The organism is Janthinobacterium sp. GW823-FHT06H09 (assembly GCF_058794735.1).
Map to the genome: position 1 here is coordinate 328,807 of NZ_JBXAHC010000002.1, position 18,126 is coordinate 346,932.

Sequence of the window (18,126 nt, forward strand, 5' to 3'; positions counted from 1 at the left end):
CATGCGCGTATCCCGGATCGTTCTCCTCCTCGGCATGGCGCTAGCCGCCCTGTCCGCTTCAGCGCAAGCGCCCATATCGATACCCACGGCCGCCACGCCGCAGCCAGGCCAGGTGCTGGCCAGCGGCACCGTACCCGACGAAACGAGCAAGGCCGCCGTGCTGGCGCGCCTGCGCGAACTGTACGGCGCCGACAAGGTGGTCGACCAGATCGCCGTGGGCCAGGTGGTGTTGCCCGCCAATTGGAATGCGTATGTGCAAAAGCTGCTGTCGCCCAACCTCAAGCAGATCAGCCGCGGCCAGCTGAAGATCGACGGCAGCGTCGTCAGCGTGCGCGGCGAAGTGGCCAACGAGGCGCAGCGGCAAAAGATCGCCAGCGACATCGCCACCAGCCTCAATCCCACCTACACCGTCAACAATGGACTGCGCGTGTCGGCCAGCGAGCAAGGCGTGCTCGACAACACCCTGGCCAACCGCACCATCGAGTTTGAAAGCGGCAAGGCCGCGCTGACGCCGTCTGGCCGCGCCATCCTCGATGAAATGGCGGCCGCCATGCAAAAGCTGGCCGGCCGCAAAGTGGAAATCATCGGCCATACCGACAACCAAGGCTTGCGCGCCAGCAACCAGAGCCTGAGCCAGGCGCGGGCCGAGGCCGTCAAATTCTACCTGTCGTCGAAAGGCATCCACGGCGAACTGCTGACGGCATCGGGCCAGGGCTCCGACCGGCCGATCGCCAGCAATGACACGGCGGACGGGCGCGCCCGCAACCGGCGCATTGAATTTCGCATGGCGCAATAATCATCCATCAGGGGACCACATGTTTTCAGCCGAACAATTATTACTTCCGATCAGCAATGAACAACCGGCAGGCGTGGACCTGGCGTTTTCGCCCGAACTCGACGCTATCACTTTGGCGCGCAAGTTCGACGACCCCACGCTCGACCAAGGTGAATGGGTCGCCGACCTGAAAGAGGCCGACTGGGACTTCGTCGTGCGCAGCTGCGCCGGCCTGCTTGCCGGCAGCAGCAAGGACCTGCGCCTGGCGGTCTGGCTGACCGAAGCGGGCGCCAAGCGCTACCATCTGCGCGGCATGGCCGAAGGCTTGCTGGTGCTGGCCGGGCTGTGCGAAAAATTCTGGGACCGGGGCCTGTTCCCGGATGCGGAAGACGGCGACCAGGAGCAGCGCATCGGCAACCTGAGCTGGATACTCTCGCGTATCCCTGCGCTGCTGCGCGAGGTGCCCGTCACGGGCGGCCCGGGCGGCGCCTTTTCCACCATCGATTTCGAGACCGCGCGGCGCCAGGCCGGCCTGGGCGATTCCGCCAGGCAACATGAGGGCGTCAAGTTATCCGATATGGAAGCGGCGCGGCGCAACAACTCGGCCGCCTTTTGCGCCAGCTTCGCCGTCGACGCGCAAGATTGCCTGGAAGCGCTGCGCAAGCTCGAACGAGTCGTCGACGCCCGGCTGGGGAACGACAGCCCGGCCTTCTCCACGGCGCGCGAAGCCGTCGAAGCGATGCTGCGCATAATGCCTTCCAGCGCCGGCGTGGCACCGGCCGCCGTCCCTGCCACGGCCAGCGGTACGGCCATTGCAGAAAGCACGATGGCGCCGGCCCTGCCAGCGGTCCCGGCCGGCCCGCCCGGCACCGTCACCACGCGCGCACAGGCGATCGAGCAATTGCGCGCCGTGGCGCAGTTCTTCCGCCGCACCGAGCCGCACAGCCCCGTCTCGTATTTTGCCGACAAGGCCGCCAATGCCGCCGACCAGGACTTGCACAGCTGGCTGCGCTCGGTGGTCAAGGACGCCGCTTCGCTGGCGCATATCGAAGAGTTGCTGGGCGTGCAGCCCCCCGAGAACAGCTGAAACCGCTGCTCACACTCTGGCGGCGCGCCTGCCGCCGCCAGAGTGTTCAAGTTTTTGCCTATTTCGCTTTTTCCCGCTCTTCCTCGCGCCAGCGCTTTTCCAGCTGCGCCTTCCACTCGGCCTCTGCATTGGCATATTTCAAGATGACCTTTTTTTCGGCCTGATAATAAAGCCGGGCTTCCTGGCTGGCTTGCTGCATGGCGTTTTTTGCGGTCTTGACTGCGCGGTCCATTTTTTTTTCCGCCTCGACCCCGGCATCATGCATGCCGTGACCGGCGCGGGTGGCGCCATCGACGATCATCTTGCTCGTTTCCCTGTACGTCTCCACCGCCTGCCGCTCCAGCCGTTTTTCAGCCTCGGCCACCGCCTTCGCGGTCGCGGCAACCTTTCTGCGCGCTGCCCGGTAAGTGCTGACAGTATAGCCATACAACTTCTGGAAGTAGGTCACGGCCGCGTCGCCTGCTGCCTTGACGGCCTTCAAAGATTCATTGGCGATATTCGACATATTCGAATAATCATCGCTTTGCACGAAAACGTTGCGGAAGCGGCCATAGCCGCCGGTCAGCCATACCGGCTCGTGCTTGCCGAGGATGCGAAAGCCGGCGCGCGAATCGTGCACATAATCTTCAAACAGCGTGACGCAGGCAACCGGCGGCTGCGCGCCTTCCGTCATGATTTTCAAAAACCGCTCTTCCCAGTCGCTTAAGGGGTCTTTTCCGTCTTCGACAAACAGCATGCCAGCCGGGCTGACGCGATTCAAGACAGTCTTGGCACGTTCATTGAGCCACCCCGCCACGGTTGCGTTGGCCTTCTTTCGTTCGCGCCAGGAGCGCAGATAAATCCCCAGATCGGTATCGGCCTCCAGCAAGTCTTTCTGGCCCGGCTGGTCCGACTCCCTGAAAAAGCGCTTGTTCTTCAACTGCGCTTTTCCCTGCGCGTGCAACATGCCGCGCCAGCGCAGATATTGTTTTGTATGCGCCTCAGTAAAGGTCTTCACGTCCGCGCCCTTGATGCCGTTATGCGTCAGCCAGTTGTTGTAGGAGGCGATCAGTCTTGGGTCGGTGGAGAATGCATCCTGAATTCTCTTAAAACCTTTTTGTTTTATTTCGTTGATCGTTAACAATGGAACTCCCGCTTTCAGAGCTGCAAAATGCATGTCAATCAACGGAATCTGCGACAGATGTGGGGAAGCTCCCCAGGCCGGCATTGATCTGCCCTGCTCGCCTGGATAGTAGCCTCCGCCTACATCGGAGTGCATACCAGGATATCCTACATTGCCTCTACCAGTTGCCGATTCGAGAGGAAAGCTCGCGCGCTGCTCGTGCAAAGCGATAAAATGAGCGCACTCCTCCACGACAGGATGGATACTCTGTGTTCCATTCCCCCATGCCATGTGACCAAAAGTGACTGGCGTTACATCACCCACCCCGACTGCGGCAACGGTATCGAAAATCCCCAGAAAACCTATCCGAATCGGCACGCCTGCAAGCTCAAATGCACCAGTTTCCCGTTCAAATATCTGATGTAACCAATGAGCACTCGCACGTGCCTCCGCCGCACCACGGGAAAAACCAAAGATCGAAACGTTAATTTGTTTTAATTTACGTGGATGATTTTTTACAACCTTCGCGAGTTTTTCTTCGAGGGCTGTCAACATTGTCCAACGCTTAACATTTTCCCGCCCAAGAAGCATCTGGGAGCTCATCAAATTTACCAATATTTTCTGCGCCTTCGCTTCAAACAGAAAGGTACCGGTCAAATATTGATGCACTGCGTTAATCAGGGAAGTTATACCCCAATTAATGCGGTCAGCGCCCATATAACCAAAACCCCCGCCTGCATTATCAGTCAAAATATTGATCATATCGCCAATTTTCTCGAATGGGGTACCCACACCTGGTATGTAAACACGAAAAAAACCATTCTCAGGTTCATCCAGATGCGAATCCCATAATCTTGCCACATTACTATGCTTATTTCTTTCCCGCTGATTTAATTTTTTCGGATTTACTATTGGGTCTATTTGTTTCCAATCTTGATTATTGCCACTACCATCATAAAATACGCCAATATAAATTTGACCTTGACACTCTGTTTTATGGGGCGACCTTACACAAGCCATTGCTTTCGCACGTTGCGACGATTCTTTCCCGCTCAACCTCCGTCGACCGTCAATCGGAGTCTTACGTCCTGTATATATTATAGACATAATCCATCAATCCCTGTCAATTTTTCAATTTTCATTCCCAAATTATTTTCAAAGGGACGCCTGGTCGCAGTTCTGCTTCCTTTCCAGAAAGTGGATATTTCCGATGCCCCAACAGATATTTAGTTACGAATACTTTATAGCTTCCATTATGAAGAAAATGAACAACAAGCATGCCAACATCGTCGGGCGAATACTTTGGTACAGATACAATTTTCTCCTCCCTTATATCTTTTCCAGCTTTCACGCCATTCATTACAATAGATACCTTCATCCCTGGCTGCCATATATCAGGTATGGAAAGACAACAAGTTTGACCGCCACCGCCATTCCCAGGCGCCAGAAAGCCAACCTCAACCGAAGAGCTGTCAGCAAGCTTTACTTCATAGCTTCCAATGCCATTTTCGGTATGATTATAGGCAGTTACATTTACACTAATTTTCATTAACTCCTTACTGCATGCAATGTTTAAAATTGAAAAAAAAATACATATCACATAGAAAAATAAATTTTTTTTCGATATTATTTTCATAATTACCTCAAGAAAAATAAAAATAAGAAACTACGCAATTGAAAATTTATGAAAAACAAATAGTTTTTCAGTCATAAATAATCTCACAAATATATTAAAGCTATGCTATCCATGCAACCTATAAATTACAGCACTTCAAATATACGGCTTTCCCTATTCAAGTCGACCTGCTATTTTTTAGTGTATACGGAGCTTAAAATTTACTTATATCTAAAAATTATTCCCATATTATTTCAAGTGGAACGCCAAGCCGTCGCTCCGCCTGCTTGCCAGAAAGCGGATATTTTCGATGTCCCAGCAAATATTTTGTTACAAATACCTTATAACTTCCATCGTAAAGAAAATGGACGACAAACCTGCCGGCATCGGAAGAATTGTAACGAGGTATAGAAACCGTCTTCTCCACTCGGATCCCCTTACCATTTTTTACCGTATCCATGACAATAGTCGCTTTCATTCCGGGCCTCCATGTCGCAGGTATCGAAAGACAGCAAGTTTTCCCGCCCCCACCTTCACCTGGGTCCAAGTAGCCAGCTTCGGCTGAAGATCCATCATCAAGTGTCACGATATAGCTTCCAACACCATGTTCGGTGTGGTTATACGCAGTCATATTCACGACAATCTTCATTGGTTCCTTGCTACAAGCAATATTTGAAAATGATAGAAAAATACATAAAAAAAACACAACCCAATTTCTTTCCAAATAAATTCATCATTGCCTTTCAGGAATTTAAATAAATACCGCAAAGAACACTTACATAAAAATTTTTACTCCCATATTATTTCCAGCGGGACTCCCGGCTCCAGTTCTGCTTCCTTACCAGAAAGCGGATACTTTCGATGTCCGAGCAGGTATCTGGTAACAAACACTTTGTAACTACCATCGTGAAGAAAATGAACGACAAACATGCTGGCATCGGCACGAGAATACTGCGGCACCAACACTGTTTTTTCTACGCGGATAGCCTTCCCATTTTTTACTGTATCCATGACTATCGTTGCCTTCATGCTTGGTTTCCATACTGCCGGTATTGAGAGACAGCAAGTTTGCCCCCCACCCCCTTGTCCAGGGTCGAGGTAGCCAGCCTCTGCTGAAGAGCCATCTTCAAGTGTCACAATATAGCTTCCAACCCCGTGTTCAGTGTGGTTATAAGCAGTCAGACTCACGCTGATTTTCATTGATTCCTTGCTACAGGCCACATTTGAAAACAATAGAAAAACACATGAAAATAGGCAAGCAAATCGCTTTCCCAATAAATTCATTATAGCCCTCCCTGAATTGAAAATAAATTATCATAAGAACATTCACGTAAAAAATTTACTCCCATATTATTTCCAGTGGAACACCCGACTCCAGTTCTGCTTCCTTGCCAGAAAGCGGATATTTTCGATGTCCCAGCAAATATTTTGTTACAAATACCTTATAACTTCCATCGTAAAGAAAATGGACGACAAACCTGCCGGCATCGGAAGAATTGTAACGAGGTATAGGAACCGTCTTCTCCACTCTGATCCCCTTACCATTTTTTACCGTATCCATGACAATAGTCGCTTTCATTCCGAGCTTCCATGTCGCTGGTATCGAGAGACAGCAAGTTTTCCCGCCCCCACCTTCCCCTGGACCCAAGTAGCCAGCTTCGGCTGAAGATCCATCATCAAGTGTCACGATATAGCTTCCAACACCATGTTCGGTGTGGTTATACGCTGTCATATTCACGACAATCTTCACTGGTTCCTTGCTACAAGCAATATTTGAAAATGATAGAAAAATACATAAAAAAACACAACCCAATTTCTTTCCAAATAAATTCATCGCGGCCTTCCATTAATTGGAAATATTCATTCGAAAAGAATATTCACATAAAAATTTTTACTCCCATATTATTTTAAGGGGCACGCCTGGGTGCAATTCAGCTTCTTTTCCAGAGAGCGGATATTTTCGATGTCCGAGCAGGTATCTGGTTACAAAAACCTTGTAGCTACCATCGTAAAGAAAATGCACGACAAACATGCTGGCATCGGCGCGAGCATACTGCGGCACCGGCACCGTTTTTTCTACGCGAATAGCCTTTCCATTTTTTATCGTATCCATGATTATGGTTGCCTTCATACCCGGCTTCCATACGGACGGTATTGAAAGACAGCAAGTTTGCCCGCCGCCGCCTTGTCCAGGGTCGAGGTAGCCAGCCTCGACTGAATATCCATCATCGAGTGTCACGATATAGCTTCCAACACCATGTTCGGTATGGTTATACGCGGTAAGACTCACAGCGGTTTTCATTGACTCTTTATTACAAGCCACAATTGAGGATAAAATAAAAATAGAAAAAATAGCACAACTTAATCGCTTTTTAAATTGATCTATAAAAATAATTTACAATAAAAGCCAAAGTAAATCTAATCAACTGCATTCATTAAAAGCTACTTCCATATTATTTCAAGCGGCACTCCTGGTTGCAATTCAGCTTCTTTTCCAGAGAGTGGATATTTTTGATGCCCAAGTGAATATTTAGTTACAAATACTTTGTATCGTCCATCATGTAGGAAATGAACGACAAATCTACCAGCATCAGAGGCTACATAAGGTGGCACCGGCACTACTTTCTCCACTCTGACATCTTTTCCGTCTTTTATAGTGTCCATGATAACGGTGACTTCCATCCCCTTTTTCCATACAGCAGGGATCGAAAGACAACAAGTTTCACCTCCCCCTCCCTGACCTGGAGCAAGAAATCCAGCCTCAGTCCAGGAACCGTCCGCAAGTTTTACAATATAGCTACCAACTCCATGTTCGGTATGATTGTAGGCGGTGAGATTCACGCTAATTTTCATATCTTCCTTGCCACATGCCGTATTTGAAAATGCCATCAAAATACATAAAAATACATTGAGAAAATTTTTCGGCAATAGTTTTTTTATCATATTAACTCCTGAAATTCGCTGACCGAATAATTCTTGAAATTAAAATTACATGAAAATAATTTCAGGAATCATTATCCCTTGGGCTCATACGCCTCCCACAGCGGCGGCCCCGCTTCCCAAACGGTTTTCGGCAAGGCTTGCAGCGCGTCGTAAAAAGCATCGAGCGATGCGGGTGTGTTTTTCATGAAGGCAATAAACAAGGGCTGTTCCATCGCCTTGCCGGAGGTATATAGCGCCAGCAAGACATACTGTGTTTGCCGGTCGAGGTCATCGATCCCGGCATCGAGCGCGCGTTGCTGGTATTTCGCGACAAAGGCGTTCAGCACGCGGGGCGGCGTGTCATTGGTTTCATCGGTGATCACGCGCCGCAAATGGCTGACCAGGTTGGCGGTGTCGGCCGGTTTCAGCTTGGCGTGCTTGACGGCGCTTGACGCCTGCGGCGCGGCTTTTACCGCTGTCTGCGCTGCGACGTTGCCGCCGGCAAATGCCAAGGCCAGGCATAGTGCCAGCGCCGGCAGCCGGTCAAGCTTCAACCTGTACGCCCCATAAAGGTGGGCCGGCTTCCCATACGTCGTCGTGCAAGGCTTGCATGGCTTCATAAAAACTTTCGATAGAGGTGGGTGGGTCTTGCATCAGGGCGATGAAATCGGGGTGTTCAATGCCGGCGCCGGACGTGTACAGGGCCAGCAGCAGGTATTGCGTCTGACGGTCCAGGTCGTCGATGCCAGCGGCCAGCGCGCGCTGCTGGTAGCGGGCGACGAATTCGTATAGCAGCCGGGGTGGGGTATCGTTGGTTTCGTCCGTGATCACCCGCCGTAAATGGCTGATCAGCGTATCGGCGTCGCCCGCATCGACCAGCATGCCGTATTGCGCATCGTCCAAGTGGATGAGTGGCGAGTCCATGAGCGCAGCGTCCGGCGCAGCGCCGGCAGTGTCGACCTCCAGCAGGACGGCAACGTCGCCAAAACGGTTGATGTACTGCAAGCTCAACATTCCAGCCACAAACTGCTCGCGCTGTAGCGGCTCCAGGCAGGCCAGCCAGACCGGCAGGATGCGCGTGTCATACCAGCGCAGCATCATCTGCTGCTGGTCGCTCAGGCCGACGGCATGAAACTGGCGTAAATGCCGCGCCAGTTCGGGCAAGGGCCAGGGACTTTCCATCCAGCTCAGGCAAGGCGCGCCATAACCGAGCTTTTCGGCCCAGTCGCAGACTTTTTCCAGCATGGCCGGCGCAAGGCCGGATAGCCGTATCAGCAGGGGCGCGATCTCCGGCAGGCTCGCTTCGTGGGTTTCCTCGAACAGCGACGCATACGGCACTTTCCAGCGTTGCAGCGTCAGGTGGCTGTTTTCGGCTTGCGCGCTGTCGAGCAACAAATAAGGCAGGCGTTGCCGCTCAAGACTGGCCCGGACCCAGCCGTGCAATGCTGAAACGCTGTCGGGCTTCACCGCAGCACTCCCGCTGCACCCTGTTGCATGGCGCTCAAAATGCAGTTTTTGCAGGTGCTTGATGGCAGTGGCGGCATCACATACGGCGCGCGCGTGGGCCCGATAAAACTTTTCTTGCCGGCAAACACGGTGATCTTGCCCGGACATTGAATGGTGATATTGCCGCCCTCAATGGTGATGTTGGCGCCGCCCGCCGTCGACAGGCGGATGCTTTTCGCCGCCGCCCAGTCCACATGCGCGTTGGCGCTGATGACGTTGACCTCTTCGCGCGCCTGCACGTTGAGCACGTCGGCCTGCGCCTGCACGTCGATAGATTGACTGGCTGCAATCATCTGCAGGCCGATATCGTTCTCGCCCGCCTTGACCACGCCGCCCAGCACGCCGATGGCCTGGCCGGCGTGCAGGCGCAGCTTGCCGCCGCTGGCAAATTGCGTATCCTGCCCGCTCATCATGGTGACGGTTTCGCCATTCGCCAGTTGTAGGTCTTGCCCCGCGACAACGCCCAGTCCGGCCCTGGCGGCTATCGCGATGATGGCGTCCTTTGTTTGCGGCAACTGGTCGTGCATGCCGGAAACGCTGGCCAGCATCGCTTTCAAAGGCGCCGCCTGCTCGTCGAGTTCGCTGGCATTGGGTGCGCTGGCGCCGATGTGGCTGGCGTAGGCCACCGTCTGGTGCGTCTTGGCGGCATTGTTGAATGTGTCGCCCAGCATCACCGCCTGTTTCAACAATGCCATGCCGCCGGCGTTGTCGCCGGCCGGGTCGCGTTGCGCGGCGTCGTGCCTGAGCACATAGCTGCTCACCAGCAAGCCAGCCTTGGCGCGCACCACGCCATACGCGTCGGTGCGCAACTCGGCGCCGGCGCCGCGCAGGCTGCCCCGGTAATTGTCGGCGCCGTGGATCAGGTGGCCCAGGTTCAGTTCGCTGGCCGCGTGGCTGCTTTTCAGCTGGATGCGTCCCTGCTGGTCGGTGTCGTCGAACAGCAGCTGGTTATAGCCGGCCGCGCCGCCCGCCTTGCCGAACTCCTTGCTGCGGATTCCCCATTGCGCGCTGGCATTACGGTGCGCCGCGCTGGCCCCTGCTGCGCCATGCCACAGCGGACTGTTGCCGCCCGCCACATTGCCCTGGCCCGCGATGGCGTGGTCGTGCGCCGGCTGGAACACGCCGGCGTCACCCGGTTCGCGCACCATGCCGCCCGGCGTGGGTAGCGTGCCGCCCTCGCCCTGGCCGTTGTACAGGGCGCCGACGATGACGGGCCGGTCGATATCGTTTTCCAGAAATTGCACCAGCACTTCCTGGCCGATGCGCGGCAGAAACTGGCTGCCCATACCGCCGCCGGCGGCGCGCTGCGCCACCCGCACCCAGCACGTCGCATCCGTCTCGCGCTGCCAGTGAAAGCGGATGCGCACCCGGCCCAGCTTGTCGCAGTAAATCTCATCGGCGCCGCTGGCCACGTCATGGCCGTCGGCGCCGACGACAATGGCGCTCTGGCTGCCCAGGGCCGTCGGCGTGGCGTGCTGGCGCGCATTCTTGGCCATCGTGCAGCGGACGCCATGGCGTGCTTGCCTCGATCATCTCGATGCAGTTAGCGTAGCCACTGGCTTGCGCCTGGGCGATCGTGGCGGCGACATCGGGAAACCCTGCGCCCCACTGCGCCACGGTTTCTTCCAGCAATTCCGGCAGCGGGCCGAACAGTTCCGCCAGTCCTTCCCGCGCCGGCAGCGGCAGGTTGTTGACGCCGATGCTGGCCACGCGCAGCACGACATACTCGGGCGCGGCGCCGTCGGCTGGCTGCAACGGTCCTTGTGTCAGGGTAAAACGCGTGCCGGCGCGCAGGGTGCGCACGGTCGAACGGGCTTGCCACAGCTGGGCGCGCGCTTCGTGCGACTGCATCTGCAAGCGGGCGTAGCGCTGCGCCTGGGCGCCATTCGCATACCAGTACTGGCCCGGTGTGTCGTAGCTTTCCAGCACCGGCGCGTTCTTGCCGCCAAGCACCATATTCGTCGGCACGCTGGCGGCGACCGCCTGCTTCGCCTTGTAATCGTAGCTGAGCACGCTACTCAGCCCGACGTGCAGGCTGCGCCGCGCGCGCAAGGCCTGCACGCTGTCGCCCGGCTCGCCGACACGCGCACCATGAAAGCGCAGTCCGCCGCCTTGCGCGCTGCTGGCGTCCTCGGGCGTGGCGCACGGCTGGCTGCTGTCGGCGAACAAAACCAGCGTGTGCCCCTCGAAGCGCCAGGCGATGCCCTCTTCCGTCAGCAACCGGCGCACGAAATCGAAATCCGACTCGCGGTACTGGCAGCAATAGCTGCGTTCGCCCGCTTCCTGCATGAACGACGCGACTTCGTCGCTCCAGCGCCACAGCGCGCGTGGCGCATACGCCTGCAAGACCGCGTCGACGATGGCCGTCACGCTCCGATCTTGCCAGACGCGGCTGTTACGCACCTGGGTCAGCAGCCACAGCCAAGGCGTAATGCGCAGCCGGTAGCGCGCCAGGCCGCCATTGCTGCCCAGCATGGCTGCGGCGCTGATATAGCCGGAAAACTGGGTGCGCGTGCCGTCCGCCAGGCTGATATGCAGGCTGGCCGACTGGCCCAGCAGGGACGCCAGCGCAACATGGGCGCTGGTGGACAAGGCGATGATGTCGCGCGCGCCGACTTCCTGCAGCCGCTCGTCGGCGGCAAAGGCCTCGACCTGCAGGCCGCTGTCCTGGCCTTCACCGACGGTCAGTTCGTACAACCGGGTGACGCTCATGAAAACAGCCAGTGCGTCCGCAATCTTGTCGCTCGAGGTGGATGACATGCGATTCCCGTTAGTCTGTTACCACATTTATATATTTGATAATTATTGTGGCTAGGAATGTTTATCGCAGGAGTGCGATTGAAACCGGGTGTGCAGAGTGCTCCGTGCCGTCGCGGGCACATTGCGTCCGCCACCCCTCCTTTCCACGCACCATGGCTGCAGTGTTTACCTGATCGTGTACTTGAACTGCCCCTGCTTGTTGGCGCTGACCTTGATCTTCGTGATGGCGGCGCCTTCGGCCATTTTGGCCAGCACCGACTCGGCGATCTCGGGCAGCACGGTGCCGTTAAGGATATTGTCGACATTGCGTGCGCCCGAGTCGACTTCGGTGCAGCGCGCCAGAACGGCGTCGACCAGCGCTTCGTCGTGGCTGAATTCGGCCTTGTGATTGGCCGCGATGCGCTGGGCGATCTTGCCCAGTTTCAAGCCGATGATATTGACCAGCACATCGTCCGAGATCGGATAGAAGGGAATCACTTTCAATCGTCCCAGGAAAGCCGGCTTGAAGGTCTTCACCAGTTGCGGGCGGATCTTTTCCTCCAGCTGTTCCGGCGTCGGCAGGTCGGCCGCCACCACGTTCAGGCAGGCCTGCATCAGGGTGCTCGAACCGACGTTCGACGTCAGGATGATGATGGTGTTTTTAAAGTCGATCTCGCGTCCTTCGGCATCCTCCATCACGCCCTTGTCGAACACCTGAAAGAACAGTTCGAGCACGTCCGGGTGGGCTTTTTCCACTTCGTCGAGCAGCACCACGCTGTACGGGTTGCGCCGCACCGCCTCGGTCAGCACGCCCCCTTCGCCGTAGCCGACATAGCCGGGCGGCGAGCCTTTCAGGCCCGACACGCTGTGCGCTTCCTGGTATTCGCTCATGTTGATGGTTATGAGCTTGCGTTCGCCGCCGTACAGCACATCGGCCAGCGCCAGCGCCGTTTCCGTCTTGCCCGTGCCGGACGGGCCGACGAACAGGAACACGCCCTTCGGCTTGTTCGGGTCGTCCAGGTTGGCGCGCGAAGTACGCACGCGCTGCGCCACCGCCTCGATCGCATGCGACTGGCCCAGCACGCGCTCTTCCAGCATATCCTTCAGTTTCAGCACCGTGCGGATTTCATCCTTGACCATTTTTCCCAGCGGGATGCCGGTCCAGCCAGCGATGATTTCCGCCACCACGTGGCCGTCGACCTGCACCGGCACCATCGGCGTCTCGCCCTGCAGTGCACGCAAGTCCTTCAGCAGGGCTTGCAGGTCGCCGCCCTGGCTGGCGTCCGGTTTTTCGCCAGCACTTTCCAGGTCCTGGCGGGCCGCCCTGACCTTCCCGGTCAATGTCTTTTCGCTTTCCCAGCGCGCGGCCAGCACCGCATGCTCGCCAGCGGCGCTACTGCGCTGCGCGCGCAAGTCTTTCAGACGCACCGGGTGGTTCCCGCCGCTCTTTTCCTCGCGCTCGAGCGTCGCCACTTCGGCGTCGATGCGGTCGAGCTTCTTGACCAGGTTTTCCAGCAGGGCCGGCGTCGCGTTCTGGCCCAGCGCCACCTTGGCGCAGGCCGTATCGAGCACGCTGATGGCCTTGTCGGGCAACTGGCGGCCTGAGATGTACCGGTGCGACAGGCGTACCGCTTCGGTGATGGCTTCGTCGTAGATGCGCACATTGAAATGCTTTTCCATCAGCGGCGCCATGCCGCGCAACATGGCGCAGGCCAGTTCTTCGCTCGGCTCCTCGATCTTGACGACCTGGAAGCGACGCGCCAGCGCGGCATCCTTTTCAAAATATTTCTTGTATTCGCCCCAGGTGGTGGCGGCGATCGTGCGCAGCTCGCCGCGCGCCAAGGCCGGCTTGAGCAGATTGGCCGCGTCGTTCTGGCCGGCCGTGCCGCCAGCGCCGATCATGGTGTGCGCTTCGTCGATGAACAGGATGATGGCGTGCGGGCTTCTCTTGACTTCGTCGATGACGTTTTTCAGGCGGTTCTCGAACTCGCCCTTGACACTGGCGCCGGCCTGCAGCAGGCCCATGTCCAGCGTATGGATTTCGACGCCCTTCAGCACCTCGGGCACGTCGTCCTGCGCGATGCGCAGGGCCAGTCCTTCGACCACGGCCGTCTTGCCCACGCCCGCCTCGCCCGTCAGGATCGGGTTGTTCTGGCGCCGGCGCATCAGGATATCGATCGCCTGGCGGATCTCGGCATCGCGCCCGATCACCGGATCGACCTTGCCGTCGCGCGCGCGCGCCGTCAGGTTGGTGGTGAACTGGTCCAGCGCCGGGGTCTTCGATGCGGCCGCGCGCCCTTCGAGTTCGCCGACGGGGTCTCCTCCTCCCTCGCCGCCCTCCCCGGCCTCGCCATCGGAAGCCGCAGCGCCGGCTGCCTCCTGCGAGCCTTGCGTGATCTTGTCGAGGTTGTGCTTCAGGTCGTCGAGCTTGAATTTGTTGAACAGTTTCGAGCCGCGGTAAGCCAGTTGCGCCAGTTCCGGGTCGGTCAGCAACGCCTGCAGCAGATGGGCGCTGCGGATACTGGCCTGGCGGCCGGCCTGCACGTCGAGCGACGCGATCAGCCAGGCGTTTTCAAACAGCTTCGGCAGCCTGGGCGAAAACACGGGGGTGCGCGCATTGCCCGTCTGCAGGCGCGCCACTTCGGCTTGCAGGTCCGCTTCGAGCATGCTGACGCTGATGCCGCTGTGGCGGGCGATCAGCGCAAAGTCGCTGGCCGGCTGTTCCAGCAGGGCCAGGAACAGATGTTCCAGGTCGACCTCGTATTGTCCGAGGCCGACGCAGATGCCGGCGGCGCGGGTGGCGGCGGTGCGGCTGGTGTCATTGAGCTTGCTGATCAGCGTCTTGAGGTTGATGCTCATGGGGCAAAAGTCCTTGTGTGGAAACGGCTAAAAAAAGAAGATGGTTCATGTCAGCGCATGCAGTTCGTAGCGCACGTCGCTGCGGTCTTGCGCGGCGCCGGCGGTAATCAGGAAACTGTCCCAGCCCAGGCGCCCGCCGCTGCGCGGCTGCTCCAGGGTGACGCCATGCACATCGTCGGCGCGCAATACCAGCTGCACTTCGTATTCGAGGCACAGGCCAGTAAACATGGTAAGCATTTTTTCCAGCGCGCGCGCCGCCGCCCCGCCCGGCAGGAAGGCGTCGAAATGGGCGCGTGCCAGCGGTCCGACCACCAGCCGCATGCGCAAATCGCGCTGCCAGACGCGCGCGCCGACCAGCGCTGTCGAACCCAGCATGGCGTTCATACCGCCCAGGCTGCTTTGCTGATCGCGCGGCACGTCGTACCAGCAACCGATAAACTGGGTCACCTTGATGGGCTGGCCGAAATACGCGGACAATACCTGCCCCATCGCCACCGCCGATGGCGGCCGGTGCCGCATGGCGGCGACAAAAAATCCCACCGACTCATCGAGCACGCCATCGCCACCGTCGTACAGGCGCTGGCGCAGCGACGCATGGCCCAGTCCCGCCAGCGACAGCAGCAGCGGCAGGAACTTGTCCTTGCCATCGAGCTGGTATTTGAGTTCCAGGCGGTACTTGCGCCACGCTTCGTAGAACAGCGCCAGCGCGCGATTGGAAAACGTGTCGAGAAAGGCGCGCGGTCCCTCGTCTTTCTCGTACAGCTGGTGCGCGGCGATGCGTTCCGTGTAATGGGCCGGCAGCGCGCCGGCCACGCCAAGAAAACCCATGAAGGCCGGCGTGATGCGGACGTATTTCAGTTCGGCGCGCCGCACGGCCTCGCCCAGCGCGCGCATGTCGGCCGCCAGCGCGCCCAGCTCGCGCGGTTCGGTTTGCACCGCTTCGAGCTGGCTGGGCGCGAAATTGAGCGACACCGAGTTTTGAAAGCGCAGGAAATTGGCCACCGCGCCTTCGCGCGCCATGCCGTTGCGGGCCAGCCAGAGTTCGAGCATGCGCACCGCCTGGAAGTACTGGAAGCGGTAAGGCTCGGCGAACAGGCGCTCGATTACACTAGGCTCAAATCGCCGCTGCGTGGTTTGCATCGCAACAACTCCTCTCCCGATTTTTTCGATAGCACCACCAGTTGCGTGAAACTGTTGGCATGCACGTACAGGCCGAGAAAACACTCGACGATATGGGCAAACGCATGGATGCCGCTGCCGACAAAAGCTTCTTCGTCCAGCGTCAGCCGCACTTCGATGCCGCGCACCAGGCAGGCGAAGGGATTGCCGGGCAGCCAGGCATTGGCCGCCTTGTGGTCGATCGCCGCGATGCCGCTGATCTGCCGTTGCGACGTCGCCGAACGGGGCAAGTCATACAGTGTCAACATTTCCTGGAACGCTTCCAGGCCGCCGCCCGACAGCGACAGATGGTTCAGCGACAGGTGCGAGATCAGGCGCCAGTGCGCGCCGCGGCCCCGCTCGAAGCGGTGCGACTCGGTCGGCTTGCGCAGGAAACTGATGCTGCGCACGCTGGAGCCGCCTTCCAGGAACAGGTCGCCGCCGCGCAGGCCATAGGTGAGTTGGGCCGGCAGATCGCGGTTGGTACAGCTCAGCTCCAGGCTCAGGGTGTCCGTTTCAATCGCGGCCGGGTCGAAATCGATGTCGACGATGGAAATCTCGGTCTCGTAGCCGGGGCTTTTTTCGCTGATGGTGTCATCGCGCCGCATCACCCAGTAATGGCCATCCCTGGCGGGCGTCTGGCCGTGGCGCAGCGAATAGAAAGGACGAAATTCGGTGATCGTCTCCCCTTGCGGCGTCTGGCGCACCAGCTTCACCGACTCGATTGCCTGCACCTCGAAGGCATAGGCGCGGCGCGCATCGGCCAGCACCGGATAGCTGGCGGCCGTGTGCGTCAGCCGGATCGGCTCGCCGCGCTGGCGGAACAGGTTGACCACCGGCGTGCAGCCCAGCAGCAGGTTATTCGTCGACATGGTGCCCAGCATGCGCGCCGTATTCGAATCGGTGCGCAGGCCGGCGAGGGCCAGGTGCAGCGTGATGCGCCGGCATCCGGACGGCAGCGGCGCGCACAGCGCGGCCAGGTCGATGTCGAAAAAATTGAATTTTTCGGGAAAGCAGAAGTATTCGGTCAGCAGCCGGTAAGCCGGATGCGAACGGGCGGAAAACGGGATCAGCGCATCGTCCTCGGCATAGCCGGCCGTGCTGACAGGGATATGCGCCAGCGCGCTCCAGCGGCCGCTGTCGTCGGCTTCCACATAGGCCTTTACCGTGCGCATGAACAGCGCGTCGCGCAGCGCCGCGCAAAACGACGGTTCGCCATCGATGAACACGCGCAGCTTCGCCACGCCCAGCTGCGCCAGCGAGATCTGCTCGGCAGTCGCTTCGATGACGATGCTGATGCTGGAGGTGGCGTTTGGCGGCAGTTGCATCTGCTCGGGCGCGTCGATGATGGCGGAAAATGCCGCATGCGTGAGCGCCAGCGGCGCCACGGTGACGGGATAGGCGGTGCGAAAGGTGCACGCGACGCCCTTGACGGGGCGCGTCGCCAGTTCGGTGCCGCGCGCAATCTCGGTGGCGGCCGTCAGCTGCGCCGCCGCGCCGCCGTAGTCGAAGCGCGCGATCGAACACGAGGGAAACGGCCGCAAGTAATGCGGATACAGCACCTCGAACAGCGCTTCGGTAAACTCCGGGTAATCGTCATCGAGGCGTTTCGAGATGCGCGAATTGAGCAGCGCGAAGGACTGGATCATGCGCTCGATATGCGGGTCTTCGCAGACTTCGCCGCCGATCAGCAGCCGTCCCGCGATCTTCGGATAGCGCTCGGAAAACTCGCGCGAATAGCGGCGCAGGAAACCCAGCTCACGTTCGTAATACGGTAACAAATCTTCCAAGTTCAGGCTCCTTGCGCCGCACGGCGTGCCTTGCTGATAGTGTAATGCAGGCTGGACGGCTGCAGGATGGCGTCGAAGTTGACGGGTTCCTGGGCCGAGTGCACCACCAAGAGCGCGGTGATGGCAAAATTGAGGCGGTTGATCGAGCCTTCCTGGATTTCCAGCGAAGCGCGCACATTGCGCAGGCGCGGCTCATGGCGCGCGATGGCTTTTTCCAGGCACTGGCAGATATACGCGCGGTCATCGGAACTCGACAAGCTCAGGCCGGCGAAATCATTGAGGCCGTAGGTGACGATCGAGCGGCCGCATTCGGGAAATTTCGTCAGCAGCGCTTCCGGGATCACGGTGCGCGTGTTGAGCAGCGCCTCCAAGTCGCGCGCCACGGTGTCTTTCAAATCTTCCAGCGACAGGCGCGAGACGGTGCTACTGGAAGCGCCCTGGACTGGCGTGTCCATCAGGCGGTCGAACAATCCCGGCGTAAAACCCTTCATCGGTATCCTGTGGTTGGCAGTAGGAAGGAACAAAAGGGCGGCCTGCGGCGGCCCTTTGATTCGGCAGAATCAGTCACGCTGG

Annotated in this window: 15 protein-coding genes and 1 pseudogene; 2 read left to right on the forward strand and 14 right to left on the reverse strand. The window is 58.2% G+C overall.

The window, feature by feature from the left end:
- The first annotated feature begins 1 nt into the window (after position 1).
- Together AC1Q6X_RS03895 and tssA are read left to right on the forward strand one after the other, a co-directional pair.
- Positions 2-796, forward strand: a complete 795-nt coding sequence (locus tag AC1Q6X_RS03895) for an OmpA family protein (protein ID WP_492495250.1) — start codon at positions 2-4, stop codon at positions 794-796.
- Between the two features lie 19 nt (positions 797-815).
- Positions 816-1,862 (forward strand): type VI secretion system protein TssA, encoded by a 1,047-nt coding sequence (gene tssA, locus AC1Q6X_RS03900; protein ID WP_492495252.1) that lies wholly within the window; start codon positions 816-818, stop codon positions 1,860-1,862.
- A gap of 58 nt (positions 1,863-1,920) precedes the next feature.
- Here the strand turns inward: tssA and AC1Q6X_RS03905 are convergent, their stop codons facing one another.
- The 14 genes and pseudogenes from AC1Q6X_RS03905 to tssE form a co-directional block, all read right to left on the reverse strand.
- On the reverse strand, positions 1,921-3,726 hold the full coding sequence (locus AC1Q6X_RS03905) for a T6SS phospholipase effector Tle1-like catalytic domain-containing protein (protein ID WP_492495254.1): 1,806 nt from the start codon (positions 3,724-3,726) through the stop codon (positions 1,921-1,923).
- A 376-nt stretch (positions 3,727-4,102) separates the two neighbouring features.
- Positions 4,103-4,513 carry a DUF3304 domain-containing protein gene (locus AC1Q6X_RS03910; protein WP_492495256.1) on the reverse strand — a complete coding sequence of 137 codons (411 nt, stop codon included), beginning with the start codon at positions 4,511-4,513 and terminating at the stop codon, positions 4,103-4,105.
- A 304-nt stretch (positions 4,514-4,817) separates the two neighbouring features.
- Complete coding sequence (locus AC1Q6X_RS03915; protein WP_230506128.1) at positions 4,818-5,228, reverse strand: DUF3304 domain-containing protein; 411 nt, start codon at positions 5,226-5,228, stop codon at positions 4,818-4,820.
- Positions 5,229-5,368: 140 nt separating this feature from the next.
- Entirely contained in the window at positions 5,369-5,779 is a 411-nt protein-coding gene (locus AC1Q6X_RS03920) for a DUF3304 domain-containing protein (protein ID WP_492495258.1), read from the reverse strand.
- A 139-nt stretch (positions 5,780-5,918) separates the two neighbouring features.
- Positions 5,919-6,413: a DUF3304 domain-containing protein gene (locus tag AC1Q6X_RS03925; RefSeq protein ID WP_492495260.1), complete on the reverse strand. Its 495-nt coding sequence runs from the start codon at positions 6,411-6,413 to the stop codon at positions 5,919-5,921.
- A gap of 57 nt (positions 6,414-6,470) precedes the next feature.
- Positions 6,471-6,881: a DUF3304 domain-containing protein gene (locus AC1Q6X_RS03930; protein ID WP_230506134.1), complete on the reverse strand. Its 411-nt coding sequence runs from the start codon at positions 6,879-6,881 to the stop codon at positions 6,471-6,473.
- A gap of 140 nt (positions 6,882-7,021) precedes the next feature.
- Positions 7,022-7,522: a DUF3304 domain-containing protein gene (locus AC1Q6X_RS03935; protein ID WP_230506135.1), complete on the reverse strand. Its 501-nt coding sequence runs from the start codon at positions 7,520-7,522 to the stop codon at positions 7,022-7,024.
- Positions 7,523-7,593: 71 nt separating this feature from the next.
- Positions 7,594-8,055 carry a hypothetical protein gene (locus AC1Q6X_RS03940; RefSeq protein WP_492495263.1) on the reverse strand — a complete coding sequence of 154 codons (462 nt, stop codon included), beginning with the start codon at positions 8,053-8,055 and terminating at the stop codon, positions 7,594-7,596.
- Positions 8,045-8,968: a DUF4123 domain-containing protein gene (locus tag AC1Q6X_RS03945; protein ID WP_492495265.1), complete on the reverse strand. Its 924-nt coding sequence runs from the start codon at positions 8,966-8,968 to the stop codon at positions 8,045-8,047. Before AC1Q6X_RS03945 ends, AC1Q6X_RS03940 begins: the two co-directional genes overlap by 11 nt.
- Positions 8,965-11,767, reverse strand: a pseudogene (locus AC1Q6X_RS03950) (type VI secretion system Vgr family protein). The gene AC1Q6X_RS03945 and the pseudogene AC1Q6X_RS03950 overlap by 4 nt, the downstream one beginning before the upstream one ends.
- Positions 11,768-11,932: 165 nt before the next feature.
- Positions 11,933-14,605, reverse strand: coding sequence for a type VI secretion system ATPase TssH (gene tssH, locus AC1Q6X_RS03955; RefSeq protein WP_492495267.1), 2,673 nt, complete (start codon positions 14,603-14,605; stop codon positions 11,933-11,935).
- A 45-nt stretch (positions 14,606-14,650) separates the two neighbouring features.
- Positions 14,651-15,745, reverse strand: a complete 1,095-nt coding sequence (tssG, locus tag AC1Q6X_RS03960; RefSeq protein WP_230506829.1) for a type VI secretion system baseplate subunit TssG — start codon at positions 15,743-15,745, stop codon at positions 14,651-14,653.
- A complete protein-coding gene (tssF, locus tag AC1Q6X_RS03965) occupies positions 15,709-17,553 on the reverse strand; it encodes a type VI secretion system baseplate subunit TssF (RefSeq protein WP_230506830.1) in 1,845 nt (614 codons plus the stop codon). The genes tssG and tssF overlap by 37 nt, the downstream gene beginning before the upstream one ends.
- 2 nt (positions 17,554-17,555) lie before the next feature.
- Positions 17,556-18,044 (reverse strand): type VI secretion system baseplate subunit TssE, encoded by a 489-nt coding sequence (gene tssE / locus AC1Q6X_RS03970; RefSeq protein ID WP_230506831.1) that lies wholly within the window; start codon positions 18,042-18,044, stop codon positions 17,556-17,558.
- Between the last annotated feature and the right edge of the window lie 82 nt (positions 18,045-18,126).

Coding starts and splice junctions, on each gene's coding strand:
- AC1Q6X_RS03895 (WP_492495250.1), top strand. CDS start 2: ATGCGCGTATCCCGGATCGTTCTCCTCCTCGGCATGGCGCTAGCCGCC.
- tssA (WP_492495252.1), top strand. CDS start 816: ATGTTTTCAGCCGAACAATTATTACTTCCGATCAGCAATGAACAACCG.
- AC1Q6X_RS03905 (WP_492495254.1), bottom strand. CDS start 3,726: ATGATCAATATTTTGACTGATAATGCAGGCGGGGGTTTTGGTTATATG.
- AC1Q6X_RS03910 (WP_492495256.1), bottom strand. CDS start 4,513: ATGAAAATTAGTGTAAATGTAACTGCCTATAATCATACCGAAAATGGC.
- AC1Q6X_RS03915 (WP_230506128.1), bottom strand. CDS start 5,228: ATGAAGATTGTCGTGAATATGACTGCGTATAACCACACCGAACATGGT.
- AC1Q6X_RS03920 (WP_492495258.1), bottom strand. CDS start 5,779: ATGAAAATCAGCGTGAGTCTGACTGCTTATAACCACACTGAACACGGG.
- AC1Q6X_RS03925 (WP_492495260.1), bottom strand. CDS start 6,413: ATGAATTTATTTGGAAAGAAATTGGGTTGTGTTTTTTTATGTATTTTT.
- AC1Q6X_RS03930 (WP_230506134.1), bottom strand. CDS start 6,881: ATGAAAACCGCTGTGAGTCTTACCGCGTATAACCATACCGAACATGGT.
- AC1Q6X_RS03935 (WP_230506135.1), bottom strand. CDS start 7,522: ATGATAAAAAAACTATTGCCGAAAAATTTTCTCAATGTATTTTTATGT.
- tssH (WP_492495267.1), bottom strand. CDS start 14,605: ATGAGCATCAACCTCAAGACGCTGATCAGCAAGCTCAATGACACCAGC.
- tssG (WP_230506829.1), bottom strand. CDS start 15,745: ATGCAAACCACGCAGCGGCGATTTGAGCCTAGTGTAATCGAGCGCCTG.
- tssE (WP_230506831.1), bottom strand. CDS start 18,044: ATGAAGGGTTTTACGCCGGGATTGTTCGACCGCCTGATGGACACGCCA.